The organism is Halomonas sp. NYA30 (genome assembly GCF_976980765.1).
In genome coordinates, this window is sequence record NZ_OZ334477.1 from 3,287,344 (window position 1) to 3,304,864 (window position 17,521).

Genomic DNA, 17,521 nt, shown 5'->3' on the forward strand with positions numbered 1-17,521 from the left:
GGTGAATGACTTACAGATTGACGACATCGAACGTAACCTCTGGGTTGACGTCAGCATCGTAATCTACGTCGTCACGCTCGAAACCAAACAGCTTCAAGAATTCGTGCTTATAACCAGCATAGTCGGTAATGTCGAACAAGTTATCGGTCGTCACCTCTGACCATAGATCCTGACAAGCTTGTTGAACGTCGTCACGTAGCTCCCAGTCATCCAAACGCAGACGCCCAGCTTCATCTGTCACGAGTTCGCCCCGCTGTCCTTGGGCTGAGTAGAGGTGCTCGCCGAATAGGCGGTTTAATTGATCAATAGTGCCTTCGTGCAGCCCCTGCTCTTTCATGATGCGATAGACCATGGCGATATACAGCGGCATCACCGGAATCGCCGCACTCGCCTGGGTAACGACCGATTTTAGTACAGCAACGTTGGCGCCGCCGCCGCTCGCTTTTAATTTGCTGTCGATTGCCGTGGCAGCACGGTCCAGATCTTCCTTGGCTTTACCTAACGCGCCATGCCAGTAGATCGGCCAGGTGATTTCGGTACCGATATAGCTAAATGCCACACTGCGTGCGCCTTTCGCCAACACACCGGCTTGGTCAAGGGCATCCATCCACAGTTCCCAATCTTCGCCACCCATGACGGTGATGGTGTCGTCGATCTCTTGCTGGGTGGCAGGCTCTACTTCCGCTTCAATGATGGCGTCTTTATTAGTGTCGATTGCGGTGGCACGGTAGGTTTCGCCAATCGGCTTCAGGCTGGAACGCTTCAGCTCGCCGCTGTCCGGCAGCTTACGCACGGGCGATGCCAGCGAGTAGACCACCAGATCGATCTCGCCCATGTCCTGCTTGATCAGCTCAATGGCTTTTTCCCGCGCTTCATGGGAGAACGCATCGCCGTTGATCGACTTGCTGTAAAGCCCTTCCTGCTTGGCAAACTTATCGAAAGCCGCACTGTTATACCAACCGGCAGTACCCGGCTTTTTATCGGTGGCGGGCTTTTCAAAGAAGACGCCTAGCGTATCGGCCCCATAGCCAAACGCCGCGGTAATACGTGCGGCCAAGCCATAGCCACTCGAAGCCCCTATCACCAACACTTTTTTCGGGCCAGCCTGCTTATCCAAACTGCGGGTGCGGGTTGCTTCAATCTGCTCGCGAACATTCTGCTCACAGCCAATGGGGTGAGTGGTGGTACAAATAAAGCCGCGCACTTTGGGTTTAATAATCACAGTGAACCTCGTTATAGGATTGATTTGGTTACCAACATCGCCTTGCCAAGGCAACATTTTGACTCAGTGGGGCTATTCTAGCTGTCTCCGTGCCGTGTGTCCGCTCTTGAGCTATTGTGTAGCCGTGCGCTATTGTCCGCCCTTGAGCTAGGGGCGCTTTCACGTCACGATAGTTGCCTAAGCACCGACTTCTCCAATGAGGCGACCATGAATGCACAGCAGCTAGTAGATGAACGTGGTGACCTTTGGCTAGCGCTAGCCCCGCTGTGGCTGGATCGTGAACCCAGCGAACGCGATTACGCCCATATGGTAGAGGTCGTGCAGCGCTACGATATGACCCTGAGTGAACTTGAGTGGATGTTTCGCTTGGAAATGGCCCCGGTGATGTCTCGCCACCAACTTTCAATCGCTAGCGAGTGGCGACAATTTGATGATTATAAGCTGATGAAGCAGTTGGTTAATCACAACATGCGCTTGAAGGGCTGGCGACGCAAAAGCTGGGCGCTGTTTTCGGGATTGACCACGATGATGGTTCGCCACCGCTGGAATGCGCTAATGAACCGCGTCGCTGTCGGGCGGGGAGAACAGATTTAGGCTGACTTTTTCAGGCAGTCTCACTCTTGTTTTACAGATTAGCGTTATGGATAGGCTTGATCCAGCGCTTGCTCTAATGCCAGACGCAGCGGGCTCCCATGGTCGCGGGGCCCAAAGCGCGCTATCACTTTGCCATCGCGGCCTATTAAGAATTTGGTGAAATTCCACTTAATCAATTGGGTCCCCATCACACCGGGCGCTTCCCGTTTAAGCCAGCAAAACAGAGGATGGGCCTGGCTGCCATTGACGCTAACCTTTTCCATCAGTGGAAAGCTCACCCCAAATTTCTGTTCCCCAAACTGGCAAAAGGCTTGCGCGCTCTCGGGTGACTGGCGGCCAAATTGGTTGCAGGGGAAACCAAGCACGGTAAAGCCACGGTCCCGATAGCGCTGATAAAGTGCTTCCAGCTCGCTTAACTGAGGGGTAAAGCCACATTGGCTGGCAACGTTGACCACCAGCAGTACTTGGCCACGCAGCGCGCGTAGGTTAAACGGCAGCCCTTGGTGGGTATAGCAGTCTTGGTCGTAAATTTGCATCACTCGACCCCACAAAACCTCAAACGGCATAGCTATCACCATGCCACGACTCTACTTTTTACACCAGCGGCCCAGCGACCACTCTTAGCGCCAGCGCGATCAGCAGTACCCCGGTAATGCGGTTAATCCAGTGGGCACGCTGTTGCAGCCAAGGCAAAATGCGTGAGTAGGAAAGCAGCACAGCCACCAACACGTACCAACCACCATCAATAATCATCGCTGTTAGCACTATAATCGCTTTAGCCAGCGCACTCATGTCCGGGGTTACAAACTGACTTAGCAGGGCGACAAAAAATAGGATCAGCTTAGGGTTACCTAACGCGACGAGCACGCCCTCTTTGGCTGCTTGGCCCCGGGTAGTAGTCATCACTGTCGGCTGTAAGGCGCCCGCTTGACCGGCCCGCAGTGCTTTAATTCCCAGCCATGCTAAGTAGGCGGCTCCGCACCAAGTGATCAGTTGAAACAGTAACGGAAAGCCGGCAATTAATGCCCCCAAGCCCCACACGGTCAATAGCGCGTAAAAACCCACACCCAGGGCATGAAATATTGCGGCGGTCACGCCAGCAAAGCGGCCGCCGCCTAGTGTGTGGCGTAGTACCAGTGCCAAACTTGGCCCCGGCGACATAGCGCCCATGGCACAGATCGCGGCAAGTGATAGCCACAGCGTCAATGGCATGTGGTTGTCTCCTTGAGAGGTCGATATCACGATATAAGGCGTAAGCGCCAGTATACGCTAAGCCAAGTAACACTTCGGCCAGCTTCTTAAATAACGCTGTTAGCATGGTACGCTGTTGGGTAAAATTTGCTTTTTCGCTCTTTTTCACTCTTTTGAAGACACCCGCCCCGCTACTCAGTGCGCGGGGCATATAGAAAACTTAAGTCTAGAAAAATTAGGTCTAGAAAACATACATAGGACGGCAACATGGGTAGGGCTTTTCAGAACCGTAAGGAATCCATGGCCAAAACGGCCGATGCAAAGACCAAGGTCTACAGCAAATACGGGCGCGAAATTTACGTTTGCGCTAAAGCTGGTGGTACCGACCCGAACGGTAACTTAGCACTGCGCGGTTTAATGGAGCGTGCCAAGAAAGATCAGGTACCCTCTCACGTCATTGATAAAGCGCTCGACAAAGCCAGCGGTGCCGGTGGGGAAGATTTCTCTGCCGCGCGCTACGAGGGCTTTGGCCCCGGCAATGTGATGGTGATTGTCGACTGTCTAACCGACAACCCCAACCGCACCTTTGGCGATGTACGCGGCTGCTTTACCAAAACCAAGAGCAAAATTGGTACGCCCGGTAGTGTGAGCCATATGTTCGACCACTGCGCTATCTTCTCCTTCGCCGGAAGCGATGAAGACGCCGTACTGGAAGCATTGATGGAAGCCGATGTCGATGTCACCGACATCGAGCAGGAAGGCGAGCGCATTACGGTCTTCGCCCCGCATACCGATTACGCCAAAGCGAAACAGGCGCTACTGGATGCATTCGGTGAAATTGACTTTGAGGTTGACGAGATTCAGTTTCTACCGCAAACCACCACGCCGGTTGAAGGCGATGACGTGGCAATGTTTGAAAAATTCCTGGGCATGCTCAACGAGCTGGACGACGTGCAAAACGTCTATCACAGCGGTGAGCTGCCCGAGGAAAGCGAGAGCTAATCACTACCTCTTGAGGAAGCCGAGCCCACCGCGTTGCGAGTATCCAAGGCCGCATCCGGTGGCAACATCGCTGACTGTACGCCCGCGGCACTCAGCACTTTTTTGCCACGCAAGGTGAGATCGGTAATAAACAAGAATTGCTGGCGAGGGTCCACCGGGTAGGCGCGAATGCGATAGTGGGTACCCCAGGGTTTCTCTTCAGCTACGACAATAATTGGCTTATCGAACTTCAGGTAGGCACTGGTTAGCGCCACATCGCGCAATGCTTTGCGCACCCAGCCTGCTTCGTGCTCCGGGTGAAGATAAAAGCTCGCCACGCACTGCAGGCTGGTACCGCCGTTGTTGGCGTTATAAACGGCGTGATCCCACAGCTTTAAATGCGGCACATAGACCAAGTCATCGTCAGGGGTTTGGATGTCAACGGTGCGCAAGCCAACGTGCTTGACCTCGCCGTAGGTATCTTCAATCTGCACCCAGTCACCGGGCCGATAAGGCAGTTCTACCGCTGAGACAACGCCCGCTATCAGGCTGCTGACATAATCTTTCATGGCAAAGCCAATGGCTAAGCCCAGCGCCCCCATCACGGTCACCATGTTGCGTAGCGACGGCTCAATAATAGTCGGTACGATAATAGCGAGCGCAGTAATCAATATCAGCAGGCGTGTCATCGGCACCAAGGCAAAAATACGAAAACGTACTTGGCCGTGCATTCGATTGCCGATCCAGTTCAGCCCGCGTTGGCTGACAATAATCAGCACAATGGTTGCTAGCAGCACAACACCTAACGTCATCAGCGTTTGGCTATCGATATCGTTAAACAGTCGCGCGTACTTCTTTTGTTCTTCCATGGGTAGCCCTCCGTGGGCGTATCGAGAAGGGCTGCTTAAAGAGGGTCGACCAGATAATTACGCGACGCCAATAACTGACGAACGCTCGCGTAGCTTAGCGGTGTGATCTGCCAGCGCCCTTCGCAACTTGAAACAATGCCTTTGCGCTGTAGGGCTAAACGGGCATTAAGTGCCTCATGGTGTGAGAACGGCAGCACTTCGCCTAGAGCGTGATCATCCAGGCCGCCATGAACCAGTAACGCATGCAGTACCAGTGTGGCGATATCCCCGGTGTCGGCGGAAAGCTCCGCCTCGGCAAGGGCATCAACCAGCCATAGGGCATCTTCATCTTCTGCGTTTGGCTCACGCAGCCGCTTACGCCAGTAGTGCCATGCAAGTCCTACATGACCACGGCAGTGAGCCGCTAAGCGCTGGAGCTCTTTATTAGGCGCTTTACCGTTTTGCTCAGATGCTGAATCAGACAATACCTGCTTGCCGGTTCGCGTACTGTAAACCGCTGGAGGCTGTCCTTCATGAGTCGCCATCGCCGCAAAATAACGTGACAGCTGTTCGCCCTCCATCGATTGCAGGGTAAACACCGGCGCGCCATCAATTCCGACCACCTGCTGAAGATACGCATAGGCCCAGCTATCACAGCCAATCACGCCCTGCCCCAGGCGGCCGCTTAAAGCGCGTTCAAGAAACTCACGAATACCCTGAATTCCTTGGGTGTGGCGTAAAAAGTGACGCTCTAAGGCCGGTACTGCCCACTTTTGCTGATTGACGCAGCGCTCTACCCACTCAGTGCCCCCCTTGGCGAGTTCGTTAAGCGTAGGTGGCGGTAAACAGGCAACTTGGTGCTCTTCCGCCCACTGCCTAACCACCGCTGTATGGCCGCCATGAGGTGGGGCAATAAAAAAGGTGACCGGTGCTTCGCAGCTTTCAAGCTGTTGCGCTAACGCCTTAGCTGCAAACGACCAATCGATGGGCGGCACTAAATGCGCCAGCCGAACCCCAGGTAGCGCGTGTAGCTCGCTCTCTTCTTTCACTTGCTGTTCGGCGGCGTTCTTGCCCACTAGCCATGTTGACACCGAACGTAATGAACGTCGCCACTGGCTGGCCTGGGTCTGCTCGGGGGTATGAAATTGATCAAGCTCAACGACTTCCCATAATGGCGTGTCGGCTGATGATGGGTGCTCCCCCATGTACCTATTCCTGTCGCTAGAAATACCAGCACTTTAGCACGGCATTCCTAAAGGCTAACCTCATCACCGAACTTATAGTCTAAAATAAAGTCGTTAACAGTAGTATTTAACGCTCTTACAGGACGGATGTCGTAGGCAACAGCTAAAGGAGAAAGCGATGAGTGTTGTTCATGTCAGCGAAGAAGAGCTACACGCCAAATTAGAAAAATGTATCGCGGGTGAGCGGCTATTGATCGAGCATGAAGGCAATCGATTCAGTGCCAGAATTCAGCATGTCGGCTTGTTGGGCGTGAAGGTAATTCCAGAAACCGAGATTAAAAATAGCCACCGCACGCCAGGTGATGTGGAAGGGATTACCGTTCCTTATGACGATATACTGGAGCTAGAGGTTAAGGGCGTTGTTTACAGTCGATTGCCAGATTAATTCTAACCTTGCACGCCCGTAAGTTAACCAAGGCGTGCAAGTTTTCAGACTAAGCTCTAGTAGGGATGGCTATGCCAACTGGCTTAAAAAGTCAGGCAGATCTTGCCGAAGTGCTTGCCTGATTCCTGATGGCGAAAAGCGTCAGCGATTTCAGCGAGCGGGAATTCGCGGTCGATCACTGGATGCATATCAAACGTTTCCAGCGCGCGAATCATCTCGATCTGATCGCGGCGACTACCCACAATCAAACCTTTTAAACTCGCCTGTTTGGCCATTAGCTTAGCCGTTGGCACTTCACCTTCACGGCCAGTGAGAATACCAATCAAGGCGATATGCCCACCGATTTTCACCGCGTCAATGGACTGCGGCAACGTGCCAGAACCGCCTATCTCAACAACGTGATCAACACCTTCGCCGTTGGTCAGCTCTTTTACGCGCTTACCCCAATCTGGCGTCTCTTTATAGTTGATGGTGTGCTCGGCGCCCATTTCACGAAGCCGCGCCAGCTTTTCGTTGGAAGATGACGTCGCAATGACCCGCGCGCCCATTAGGCGGGCAAACTGCAGGGCAAAAATCGATACACCGCCGGTGCCCAGCACCAGCACGCTATCGCCTGCTTTAATACCACCATCGACAACCAGCGCACGCCAAGCGGTTAATCCCGCGGTCGTTAAGGTAGCGGACTCAGCGTGGCTGTAGCCTTTGGGCTGATGGGTAAACCACTCGAACGGGCGCACTACCTGTTCACGGGCATAGCCCTCTACGCCGTCGCCCGGCGTGGTGCGAAAATCGCCCACTCTTGCCGGGCCTTCCAACCAGTGGGGAAAGAAGGTAGAGACCACGTGATCGCCGACGGCAAACTCGCTCACACCTTCGCCAACAGCCTCGACCACGCCTGCGCCATCTGACATAGGAATGCGATTCTCTTCTGTCGGAATCATCCCGGCAACCACAGCGTAGTCATGGAAGTTCAGTGAGCTGGCGTGCAGGCGTACTTTAATTTCACCGGGGCCAGGCTCCCCTGGAGCCGCTAGCTCAACGATGTCTAGTTTGTCTAAACCGCCGGGCTGCTTAAGGTTGATCGCTTTCATCGTTACCTCACTATACAAGCGTGTATGTAACTATTATCAATTGGGGCTACTGCCCTCAACATCAAGCCCAAGAAACCCACCGGACTGCCGCTGCCACAAGCTGGCATAAATACCGTTTTTCGCCAGCAGCGCCTGATGCGTGCCGGTTTCGACGATGCGGCCCTCGTCCACCACAATCAGCCGGTCAAGCATGGCGATGGTAGAAAGGCGGTGGGCAATGGCGATGACCGTTTTACCTTCCATCAGCGTATCCAGCTGCTCTTGGATCGCCGCTTCGACTTCTGAATCCAGCGCTGAGGTCGCCTCGTCCAACACCAGGATCGGCGCATTTTTGAGCAGAACCCGAGCAATCGCGATGCGCTGGCGCTGGCCGCCGGATAGCTTCACGCCCCGCTCGCCCACGTGGGCATCTAAGCCGCGGCGCCCTTTCGGATCGACCAGTTCGTCGATAAAGGTATCCGCATGGGCCCGGCGTACGGCATTCCAGACATCTTCATCGCTGGCGTGAGGGCTGCCGTAACGAATGTTATCGCGCAGCGAGCGGTGCAGAAGCGACGTGTCTTGGGTCACCATACCAATCTGGTGGCGCAAGGAGGTTTGAGTCACGTCGGCAATGTTCTGACCATCGATCAATATCTGCCCACCTTGCAAGTCATAAAAACGCAGCAGCAAATTGGCCAGGGTGGATTTACCCGCCCCGGAACGGCCAATCAGGCCGATTTTCTCGCCGGGTTTGATGGTCAGGCTCAATCCATCAAAGACGTTTTTACTCTCCCCTTTCGCCTGGGCGTATTGAAAGCGCAGCGCGTCAAACACAATTTCGCCATGGGGCACCTGAAGCGCTTTCGCATTGGGCGCATCGTTGATCGTAGGCTTCTGAGCGATGGTGTTCATGCCATCCTGAACCGTGCCAATATTTTCAAACAGCCCGGCGACTTCCCACAAAATCCAGTCGGACATAAAGCGGATACGCATGACCAGCGCGATGGCAATCGCCAAAACGCCCAGGGAAATCGCCTCTGTGTACCAGGCGCTGATCGCCATGGCCGCAGTACCTACCAACAGCGCCGTGTTGAGCAGCGTCAAACCCATGCTCATGATCGTCACCAAGCGCATCTGGCGGTGAACGGTGACCATAAAGCCTTCCATAGCGTCTTTGGCGTAGCGCTGCTCGCGCTCGGTGTCGGCAAACAGCTTGATGGTTTGGATATTGCTGTAGCTGTCCACCACGCGGCCGGTCATCTGGGCGCGGGCGTCCGCCTGGGCCATGGAGACATCTCGCAGGCGCGGCACAAAGTAGCGCATGATCGCCAGGTAGCCCACCAGCCATAAGCCCAGAGGGATCAGCAGCAACAGATCCGCCCGGCCTAGCAGGTAGGCCGCGCCAGTGAAATAGACGATGGCGTAGACCAATAAATCCATCACCTTGGTGACGGTCTCGCGGATCGCCAGCGCCGTTTGCATCACTTTTTGCGACACCCGCCCGGCAAATTCGTCCTGATAAAATGCCAGGCTCTGGCTCAGCATATGGCGGTGGGATAGCCAGCGGCCTATCATCGGGTAGTTGCCGAAAATACTCTGATGGGTGACCAGTGACTGCATCAGCACCAACAGCGGCAAGCCGATCAGCAGCACTAGCCCCAGGCCAGCAAGCCACAGGCCGTTTTCAGCCCAAAAGCCTGCACGTTCAACATTGCCCAGCCAATCGACCAGTTGACCCATGTAGCTGAAGAAAACCACTTCAGCCGCCGACACCAGCGCCGTGAACAGCGTCATTAGCAGTAACAGCGGCAACATCGGACGGGAAAAGTGCACAATAAACGGCATCAAGCCTTTAGGCGGCGTTTCAACGTTGCCTTCAGGATAGGGATCAACCCGCGTTTCGAAGTAACGAAATAGCGGCTGTAAAACACGCGACAGCATATATTTTCCTTGTGAAGAACGCGGGTAACATTGCCTACAGCGCCGATACCCTGACAGGGAAGCGGAAAAAATGCGCTACAACATAAGCTGAAACGTTAATAAGGCTGCGGAATTTCACCTTCATCGTCATCATCGTCACGCATCCGCGCCTGGCGGTCGGCCTCTTCCTCTTTGGCATCGTCGATGACTTCCATCAGCTCATCGACGTTAGCAATATGGGTGTCGGCATCGAAGTGGCCGGTGAGCTTGCTATCCGGATGTAGTTCGCCGGTTTCATACAGCGCCCACATCTCTCTGCCATATTCGGTATTCAGAAGCGCTGGCGCGTACTTACCGAAATAATCTCGCATGTTATCCACATCGCGATAAAGCATGGCGGCCGCGCTGTTATTACCGGCGGCGTCAACGGCCTGAGGCAGATCAATAATCACCGGGCCCGAGGCATCGACCAGCACATTAAATTCCGACAGATCGCCGTGAATCAAACCTGCGCACAGCATCCTAACCACGTCTTGAATGACTTTGGCGTAGTAGGTCTCAGCCTGTTCTGGCGTTAGCGTGACTTCGTCCAAGCGCGGTGCCACATTCCCCTCGGCATCGCTGATCATCTCCATCAGCAGTACACCGTCGACAAAGCCGTGAGGTTCGGGCACCCGTACACCCGCAGAGGCAAGACGATAAAGCGCATCGACTTCGGCGTTGAGCCACGCCTGCTCCTGCTCTTTTTGGCCGTAACGGGTTTTTTTGGCCATTGCCCGTGAACGGCGGCTGTTGCGCTCTTTACGCCCTTCTTGGTACTGAACAGCCTGTTTAAAGCTGCGCTGTTTGGCCTCTTTAAATACTTTGGCACAGCGCACTTCTTCACCGCAGCGCACCACGTAGACCTGCGCCTCTTTACCGCTCATTAACTGCACCAGCACCTCGTCGATCATGCCATCATCGACCAGCGGCTGTAATCGCTTAGGGATTTTCATGGTTAGCTGCGTCGGCTCCTCTTTGGTACGCTTTCAATAACGGATACGGCGAACACGGAAAGCCCGCCCTTTTAATTTATCACGCTCGAGTTTGGCCTGGGCCTGCTGAACTACATCGCGCTCAACGGCCACATAGGCACTGCGCGCCAGCACTTTAATCTTGCCCACTTGGTTACCACGCAACCCGCCTTCGCTGGTCAGCGCGCCAAGAATGTCACCGGGGCGCAGTTTATCTTTCTTACCACCGGCTAATTGTAACGTCGCCATTAGCGGCTCAAACGGCACTGAGTGCTGGGGTTTAGGCAAAGGTTCGGTGGCAATAGGTTGCTCCAGCAAGCCTTCTAGCCTCTCCAGCCGGTAACTCTCTTTAGGGGTCACTAGCGTACAGGCAATACCGCTAGCCCCGGCACGCCCTGTGCGCCCTACCCGGTGAACGTGAACATCTAGCTCGCGGGCAATCTGGTAATTGAACACGGCGTCCAATTGGGCAATATCCAAGCCGCGGGCGGCCACATCGGTGGCCACCAGAATAGAAGCACTCTGGTTAGCAAACAGAATCAATATACGGTCGCGATCTTTCTGCTCTAAATCGCCATTCAGCGCCACAGCGCTAAACCCGACATCCGTTAGCTGCTCAGCCACGGCCTGGGTTTCACGCTTGGTATTACAGAACACCACGCTGGTCGCGGGCCGATAGACCAGCAGTAGCTGGCGCAAAGCGTCAAAACGCGCTTCTTCATTGGCGACGCTATAAAAGTGCTGCTGAATCGTGCGGGCGTCGTGAACCTCAGCGATTTTAACCGTCACCGGCTCACGCATGACGCCACGCGTCATCTCGGTCAGCCCGCCAGATGACTGCTCATCGGGAAAGGTCGCGCTGAACAGTAGCGTTTGGCGATTAGTCGGAGTGTCGGCAATGATGTCATCGATGGTGGCCTGAAACCCCATATCCAACATGCGGTCGGCTTCATCCAGCACCAAAATCGAGAGCGAATCAAGGGTCAGCGAGCCTTTGCGCAAATGCTCGTCAATACGCCCTGGCGTGCCAACCACAATATGCGCTCCGTGCTCTAAAGAGCCGAGCTGAGGGCCAAACGGCGCGCCGCCACAGAGGGTAAGGATTTTCACGTTGGCCATGCCGCGGGCCAAACGGCGCAGTTCTTCCGCCACCTGGTCAGCGAGTTCACGGGTGGGGCACAGCACCAGGCCTTGTACCGCGAAACTTTCGACCTTGAGTTGCGCCAGCAGCGCTAAACCAAAAGCTGCGGTTTTGCCTGAGCCGGTTTTCGCCTGGGCCAGCACATCGCGCCCGGCCAGCATGGGCGGCAGGCTCTCCGCCTGCACCGGCGACATTTCGTGGTAACCAAGGGTGTCTAGATTAGTCAGCAGCGCTGCTGGAAGCGCCAAAGAAGCAAAAGAAGTGTCGGACACAAAAAATTCCTGAAAGGGCTATATGGCCTAGTAAAGCTGTAATGTGAGGCACCATAACAGAAAGCGCCCCGGCCTGCGCCGCCATCACGTCGCCAGCGGAACAAAAGTGGCTTGGCTGAGCGTGGCTAAGTCCCTTGGCGAAAGCTCAATTTCAAGCCCACGCCGCCCGGCGCTCACATAAATATTGGCAAAGCTTTCTGCGGAGTGATCGATAAAGATGGCCAGCCGCCTCTTTTGTCCCAGCGGGCTCACGCCTCCCAATACATAGCCAGTAGTGCGTTCTACCTCGTCGGGTTGCGCCATTGCCGCTTTCTTCGCCCCGGCAGCCTTGGCGATCTGCTTCAAACCCAATTGGCAATTCACCGGCACAATGCCCACCGCCAACTGCTTACCATCCAGCTTCACAACTAAGGTTTTAAATACCTGCTCAACCGCTACGCCCAGCTTTTCCGCCGCTTCCAACCCATAGGAGTGCACGGTGGCATCGTGTTCATACTCATGAAGCTGAAAGGCGAAGCCTGCTTGTTTTGCGCTATTAATAGCCGGTGTCATGTCGCTCTCTTGGTTAACGGCGTGGATGGTACAGATTTTACTGTCAGGCGCACTTCGCCCTTTAGGTTAATAGCGCGACAGGTAAAAGAAAGTCAACTGATGGGCACAGTGGGAAGTTTGATTGATGCTGCTGGAAAGCTGCGCTACAGCGACTATGCTCACTAGTGCAATGCTTAACAGTGCCCTAGGTAAAAGGAAGCTAACCGAAAGGAGTTCAGCAATGCCAGCAACCTCTAAAGCACAGCAAAAAGCGGCGGGCGCGGCCCTTTCCGCAAAGCGCGGAGAAACCAAGCCCAGTGAACTTTATGGTTCGTCTAAAGAGATGTATGACTCGATGAGCGAGGAGGAGCTAGAAGATTTCGCGAACACAAAGCGCAAAGATAAGCCGCAAAAGAAAGACGATTAATCAACAGCTTGCTAATCAACAAAAACGCCAGCATCGTTAAGCTGGCGTTTTTTGGCAGTGCCTTAAACAGAACGTCAATCTTTTTCGCACACCTTAACCAGCGACCAGCGTCAGACTGGTGACTGGGCGCAGATTTAACCGCTTACAACGCTGTTCAACGCTGTCGACAATCTCTTGGGCGTCGTTGAACTGCTGCTTATCGAGTTGAATATCCACCATGAGAAAACTGCCTACCTGGGCAAGCCTCACATCGTCGGCGGTGACATCAAAATCAGCGACATCTTCCACCACGTTCTGGCGCACGCTGCTGCATGAGCCACCGAACATCAGTTCACGCAGCGCCCCACGCACCATGCGGATCGGCATGGGCAGGAAGTAGCCTGCAATAATCAGCACCATGACCGGGTCGGCAAAGCGCGCATAGCTGGCCCAGGGCGACTTCGTTAGCAGCCAGGTGAGCGCGAAGCCGAGCATCACGGCGGCACTCAGCCAAGTATCCATCTGCCACTGACGCAGTTCAGCCGCCAATAAAGATGAGCTTGCCACCCGGGCATAGCGCGCCAACCACCACCAGGTGAATAGGCAGCCCGTTACATTGACCACGCCAAACATCAGCGCCAAATCCAGCGTGACCAAGCGGCCACCCTCAAGCAGGCTCCAAAGCGCAGACACCAGCGAGACGATACACACCATCGCGATCACTACGCCTTTGAGCAGCACCGCGAGCGGCTCCACCGTCAGCCGCCCAAAGGGGTAGTGATCATCCGCTGGTTTGCGCGCCTGCTTGAGGGCATATAGCGACAGCGATGCCAGCACTAAGCTTAATAGTGAATAGCCACTATCAAATAAGATCGTTATTGAACCACTGGTAAGCCCTAGCGCTAACCCGGTAAAAGCAAACAGGCTAGCTGAAATGGCTGAGAATTTTAGCGCACGGCGCTCGGCAACAAAGGGGGTCACGCGGATAACTCCATAGCATTAGACGAATTGTGAGCCATAATAGTAGGGAGTGATGACAATCACGAGTCGCTCAGCGCCAAGTTAAATGGCGCTCAATGAATTCAGCGGAACAATTATGCGTGCGGAACAGGTTCAAGCCTTTATTGATGTCACCGAACACGGCTCTTTTGCCGCCGCGGCGCGGCATACCGGCCTCAAGCGGAGCACCCTTAGCGCTGCGGTTAATGCGTTGGAGGACAGTTTGGGCGTGGCGTTATTTGAGCGCTCTGGCAATAGCCTTACGCTGACCGCCGTGGGCGATAGTGTGCTGCCCGACTGCTACCGGTTACTGACCAGCGCCAGCCGGATCAAAAAGCACTGCCACCAACATTTGCAGGGCGTTGAAAGCCAACTCTGCATTGCCCGCGATGACGCTTTGCCTGAAGTGTTTTGGCGCCAGGTGATGCATGACTTAAAACAGCAATTCCCGCTCACCGCGATTTCGGTGTATTTGGTGCCTCCCCAGGAGCATACCCAGTTTGTGCAGCGCCAAACGGTGGATATTGCCTTCGGCCTGTATACCGCCGAAGGCATTGACGCCAATGCAGCCAATCTTGCTCCCGTCAGTATGCGTTTAGTGGCCGCGCCTAAACACCCGCTCAGTCGCTTGCCTAGCGTAAACCGCGACGACTTAGCCCAGTACACCCAAGTCTGTTTGACCCACGTGCAGGATGACAAGTTGATCAGCGAAGCGCTGTTTTCAGGCAATTACCTGGGGCTGACCATGTTTGAAGTAATTCGCGATGCCGTTATTAACGCGACTGGTTGGGCGCTACTGCCTTACCCGCTGGTTAAAGGTGCCCTGGAGACGGGCACACTGTGCACGCTTAACCATGACCTTGCGTTAGATAGTCACTACTACCGCTACGTTGAGAGCGACAACCGCGGCGTGGTTGCCACCGCCTTATTAACGAAGGTGGCACACTTCTTAGCCTCCCAGAACTAATAAACAGAACTAGTACACAGAACCGGCTGACATATCGTTGAAATCTTTTTTGTGGCGAAAAACACCAAAGCCTTCCACGCTATTAAAAATAGCTAAATAAGGAGCCGCCAGGACACGCCACGTGAGGGAGACACAGGCAAGTGTCATCTAGGCGTAATACGCACCTGCCAGTGTCGAAGTTGCCGTCAACCAAGGAGTGATTCCAACGATGGTACGACTCGATAAGAAAGCCACTCGGCTATATGTGTTGGACACCAATGTCCTCATTCATGACCCCACCGCGCTTTATCACTTTGATGAGCACGATGTTGTTATCCCCATGACAGTGCTGGAGGAACTTGATAAGCACAAAAACGGTGTTCGTGAAATCGCTCGCACGGCTCGCCAAATCAGCCGTACGCTCTCTGACCTTACTAGCCAAGTCACTTTTGACGAGATTCAACGCGGCATTCCCATTCCTCGAATCAGCGGCGAAACAGGACGCCTGCACTTCTTATGCTATAACGACTTAAAGCTCTTTGACTCACTCGATGATAGCCCTGACAACCGCATACTGGCGGAGACCTGCCGCCTACGCGAAGAGCGCCCTGACGCCTCCGTCATCCTAATCACCAAAGACATTAATCTTCGTGTTAAAGCCGCCGCATTGAAGGTGCCGGTCGAGGATTACCTTAACGACCGTGCTTTCTCCGACAGCGACGCCATGATCGAGGGTGCCCAGGTCTACGCTTCAGCGGGCCATGATGGCGCGTCACTCTGGGAAACGCTGAATGTTGACGTGACCGTTGAGCGTGTTGGCCATCACACGTTCTATCAGCTCACTGGCAACATGCCCCGCCAGTGGCACGTTGGCATGCTGGTCTCGGATAGCGAAAACGGCGCCGAATTTGAGGCGATCATTCGTGAACTGGGGCCTTCCTCGGCTCGTCTGCAACTGCTAACTAATTACCGCCATCACGCGGGCGTCTGGGGTGTGCATGCCCACGACAGTCGGCAAAATTTCACCTTAAACCTCCTGATGGACCCCGATATTGATCTGGTGACCATTGCAGGTAATGCCGGTACCGGCAAAACCTTCATGACCCTGGCCGCCGCCTTTCAACAGACACTGGATGCCAAGCTGTTTGAGCGTATTGTGTTTACCCGCGCGCCGATCCCGATGGGTGAAGATATTGGCTTTCTGCCCGGTACAGAGGAGGAGAAGATGTCGCCGTGGATGGGGGCCTTCCACGACAATATGGACAACCTGTTACGCAATGAGGAGGGAGAATCAAGCTGGGACAACGGCGCCACACGGCAGTTAATTGGATCGCGTGTTCAAATACGCTCACCGAGCTTTATGCGCGGCCGCACCTTAAACGACACTTTCTTAATCATTGACGAGGCACAAAACTTCACCCCCAAACAGCTCAAATCGCTAGTTACCCGGGCGGGGCGCAATACTAAAATCGTCTGCTTGGGCAACGTCGGGCAAATCGATACGCCGTATCTGACGGCTAACACCTGCGGCATGGCGGCGGTGGTGGAACGCTTCCGCGATTGGCCCCACGCAGGGCACATCACACTGAAAAGCGTTGAGCGCTCACGCTTGGCACTGGCGGCAGAAGAGCTGCTTTAACCCAACTGCCTCCCGCCGCTGGTATGGGGCGGGAGGCAAGGTGCCATCAAAAAGCCTTATGATTACGTTGACTTACTCACTATCGGCGTCTCTATCTACGTCCTTCCACGGCCGAGGAGTACCAATAGTATCCGCGGCAAATGCCTCGCGCTCGCCTAGCGGGCGCGCCTCGCCAATCGTGGTGTCGTTGTAAGTTTGACGCTCCATTTCGCAGTTCACTTCCGCACCGAACAGCACCACAAAGGCGGAAAGCCAAAACCATAGCATTAGCGCCACTACCGCCCCTAACGACCCATAAAGCTCGCTAAAGGTAGAGAAATAGCGCACATAGAGCGAAAGACCGCCGGAGCCTAACAGCCACATCACCGTCGCCAGCAGCGTGCCATAACTCAGCCAGCTCCACTGCGCGGACCGTCGATAGGGCGCGTAGCGGTACAGCAGCGCAATAAGAAAACTCATAATCACCAGTAGCGCAGGCCAACGCAGCCACTGCAAAATTTTGTTTAACGGCGGGTCGATCGCCAGACTATTGACCACAGCGGGCACAATCGCAATAAAACCCAGTGAAATCAGGGTCATAATAATCAGGCCAAAGGTCAGCGATACCAGTACGGTGCTACGGTGCAAAAGGCTGCGCTTTTCAGTTTCGCCATACACCACGTTAAGCCCGATCACCAATACCCCGACCCCCTTGGAGGCAATAAACATCGCAATCAACAGCCCCACCAGGGCACCCAGAAAGTTACCTGACTCCGCGCTCTCCACCACCTGCTGCGCCTGTTGATCAATGAGCTCGGCAGCATCCGGCGGCATAAAGCGGCTGATCTCATAGAGCTGTTGGCCTGCCTCGTAGGGGTCAAATAGCAATCCCCAGAGTGAGATCACCGCCGCGATGGTCGGAAACAGCGCCAATAAGGCATAGAAAGCCACCCCAGCGGCCAGCATGGTAATACGATTACGGCGCGCGGCGCGCACCACACGCCAAGCAATATCGTGCCAGCCACGCTGCGGTATATCGCCAGGCACAAGCGCGCGGCGGCCGCGCGCAAGTTTACCCACAGAGTGCTCCTAATAAGCGCCTGTTTGAGTACGTTCCAGGCAACCTTTTTTCTAACA

At 54.7% G+C, this 17,521-nt stretch carries 18 protein-coding genes; 6 read left to right on the forward strand and 12 right to left on the reverse strand.

Translation table 11 applies throughout. From position 1 onward, the window contains the following. Positions 1–10 precede the first annotated feature (10 nt). Positions 11–1,222, reverse strand: coding sequence for an enoyl-ACP reductase FabV (gene fabV / locus ACWI0H_RS15360; protein WP_101147777.1), 1,212 nt, complete (start codon positions 1,220–1,222; stop codon positions 11–13). Positions 1,223–1,429: 207 nt separating this feature from the next. Between fabV and ACWI0H_RS15365 the strand changes: the two genes are divergently transcribed. Beyond that, positions 1,430–1,816, forward strand: coding sequence for a DUF7079 family protein (locus ACWI0H_RS15365; protein ID WP_101147748.1), 387 nt, complete (start codon positions 1,430–1,432; stop codon positions 1,814–1,816). A 44-nt stretch (positions 1,817–1,860) separates the two neighbouring features. Here the strand turns inward: ACWI0H_RS15365 and ACWI0H_RS15370 are convergent, their stop codons facing one another. Then, a complete protein-coding gene (locus tag ACWI0H_RS15370) occupies positions 1,861–2,352 on the reverse strand; it encodes a glutathione peroxidase (protein ID WP_035586876.1) in 492 nt (163 codons plus the stop codon). Between the two features lie 58 nt (positions 2,353–2,410). Beyond that, complete coding sequence (locus ACWI0H_RS15375; protein ID WP_101147747.1) at positions 2,411–3,028, reverse strand: LysE family translocator; 618 nt, start codon at positions 3,026–3,028, stop codon at positions 2,411–2,413. Between the two features lie 246 nt (positions 3,029–3,274). On the opposite strand from ACWI0H_RS15375, the gene ACWI0H_RS15380 reads away from it, so the two are divergent. Beyond that, positions 3,275–4,009 carry a YebC/PmpR family DNA-binding transcriptional regulator gene (locus tag ACWI0H_RS15380; protein WP_008958104.1) on the forward strand — a complete coding sequence of 245 codons (735 nt, stop codon included), beginning with the start codon at positions 3,275–3,277 and terminating at the stop codon, positions 4,007–4,009. On the opposite strand, the gene ACWI0H_RS15385 is transcribed toward ACWI0H_RS15380, so the two are convergent. Together ACWI0H_RS15385 and ACWI0H_RS15390 are read right to left on the reverse strand one after the other, a co-directional pair. Beyond that, positions 4,006–4,857 (reverse strand): mechanosensitive ion channel family protein, encoded by an 852-nt coding sequence (locus ACWI0H_RS15385; protein ID WP_485873874.1) that lies wholly within the window; start codon positions 4,855–4,857, stop codon positions 4,006–4,008. The two genes, ACWI0H_RS15380 and ACWI0H_RS15385, sit on opposite strands and share 4 nt — an antisense overlap. 35 nt (positions 4,858–4,892) lie before the next feature. Beyond that, positions 4,893–6,041 (reverse strand): hypothetical protein, encoded by a 1,149-nt coding sequence (locus ACWI0H_RS15390; RefSeq protein ID WP_485873875.1) that lies wholly within the window; start codon positions 6,039–6,041, stop codon positions 4,893–4,895. Positions 6,042–6,198: 157 nt separating this feature from the next. Here ACWI0H_RS15390 and ACWI0H_RS15395 point away from each other — a divergent pair, with 157 nt between their 5' ends. Continuing rightward, entirely contained in the window at positions 6,199–6,465 is a 267-nt protein-coding gene (locus ACWI0H_RS15395; RefSeq protein WP_176301878.1) for a hypothetical protein, read from the forward strand. A gap of 83 nt (positions 6,466–6,548) precedes the next feature. Here the strand turns inward: ACWI0H_RS15395 and ACWI0H_RS15400 are convergent, their stop codons facing one another. The 5 genes from ACWI0H_RS15400 to ybaK form a co-directional block, all read right to left on the reverse strand. Then, positions 6,549–7,556 (reverse strand): zinc-dependent alcohol dehydrogenase family protein, encoded by a 1,008-nt coding sequence (locus tag ACWI0H_RS15400; RefSeq protein ID WP_485873876.1) that lies wholly within the window; start codon positions 7,554–7,556, stop codon positions 6,549–6,551. A gap of 36 nt (positions 7,557–7,592) precedes the next feature. Next, positions 7,593–9,479 carry an ABC transporter ATP-binding protein gene (locus tag ACWI0H_RS15405; RefSeq protein WP_485873877.1) on the reverse strand — a complete coding sequence of 629 codons (1,887 nt, stop codon included), beginning with the start codon at positions 9,477–9,479 and terminating at the stop codon, positions 7,593–7,595. A 95-nt stretch (positions 9,480–9,574) separates the two neighbouring features. Continuing rightward, the gene (locus ACWI0H_RS15410) at positions 9,575–10,453 is read right to left on the reverse strand and encodes a PA4780 family RIO1-like protein kinase (protein WP_336275092.1); all 879 of its coding nucleotides are present in this window, start codon (positions 10,451–10,453) and stop codon (positions 9,575–9,577) included. 33 nt (positions 10,454–10,486) lie between these two features. Then, positions 10,487–11,884, reverse strand: coding sequence for an ATP-dependent RNA helicase DbpA (dbpA, locus tag ACWI0H_RS15415; protein ID WP_485873878.1), 1,398 nt, complete (start codon positions 11,882–11,884; stop codon positions 10,487–10,489). 84 nt (positions 11,885–11,968) lie between these two features. Continuing rightward, on the reverse strand, positions 11,969–12,436 hold the full coding sequence (gene ybaK, locus ACWI0H_RS15420; protein ID WP_485873879.1) for a Cys-tRNA(Pro) deacylase: 468 nt from the start codon (positions 12,434–12,436) through the stop codon (positions 11,969–11,971). A 220-nt stretch (positions 12,437–12,656) separates the two neighbouring features. On the opposite strand from ybaK, the gene ACWI0H_RS15425 reads away from it, so the two are divergent. Then, the gene (locus ACWI0H_RS15425) at positions 12,657–12,842 is read left to right on the forward strand and encodes a DUF3008 family protein (RefSeq protein WP_485873880.1); all 186 of its coding nucleotides are present in this window, start codon (positions 12,657–12,659) and stop codon (positions 12,840–12,842) included. A gap of 93 nt (positions 12,843–12,935) precedes the next feature. Here ACWI0H_RS15425 and ACWI0H_RS15430 read toward each other — a convergent pair whose 3' ends face one another. Continuing rightward, entirely contained in the window at positions 12,936–13,802 is an 867-nt protein-coding gene (locus ACWI0H_RS15430) for a cation diffusion facilitator family transporter (RefSeq protein WP_485873881.1), read from the reverse strand. A gap of 115 nt (positions 13,803–13,917) precedes the next feature. Between ACWI0H_RS15430 and ACWI0H_RS15435 the strand changes: the two genes are divergently transcribed. Together ACWI0H_RS15435 and ACWI0H_RS15440 are read left to right on the forward strand one after the other, a co-directional pair. Continuing rightward, the gene (locus ACWI0H_RS15435; RefSeq protein WP_485873882.1) at positions 13,918–14,787 is read left to right on the forward strand and encodes a LysR family transcriptional regulator; all 870 of its coding nucleotides are present in this window, start codon (positions 13,918–13,920) and stop codon (positions 14,785–14,787) included. 208 nt (positions 14,788–14,995) lie between these two features. Further along, a complete protein-coding gene (locus tag ACWI0H_RS15440) occupies positions 14,996–16,405 on the forward strand; it encodes a PhoH family protein (protein ID WP_008958119.1) in 1,410 nt (469 codons plus the stop codon). A gap of 72 nt (positions 16,406–16,477) precedes the next feature. On the opposite strand, the gene ACWI0H_RS15445 is transcribed toward ACWI0H_RS15440, so the two are convergent. Continuing rightward, positions 16,478–17,464: a YihY/virulence factor BrkB family protein gene (locus tag ACWI0H_RS15445; protein ID WP_008958120.1), complete on the reverse strand. Its 987-nt coding sequence runs from the start codon at positions 17,462–17,464 to the stop codon at positions 16,478–16,480. Positions 17,465–17,521: the final 57 nt, after the last annotated feature.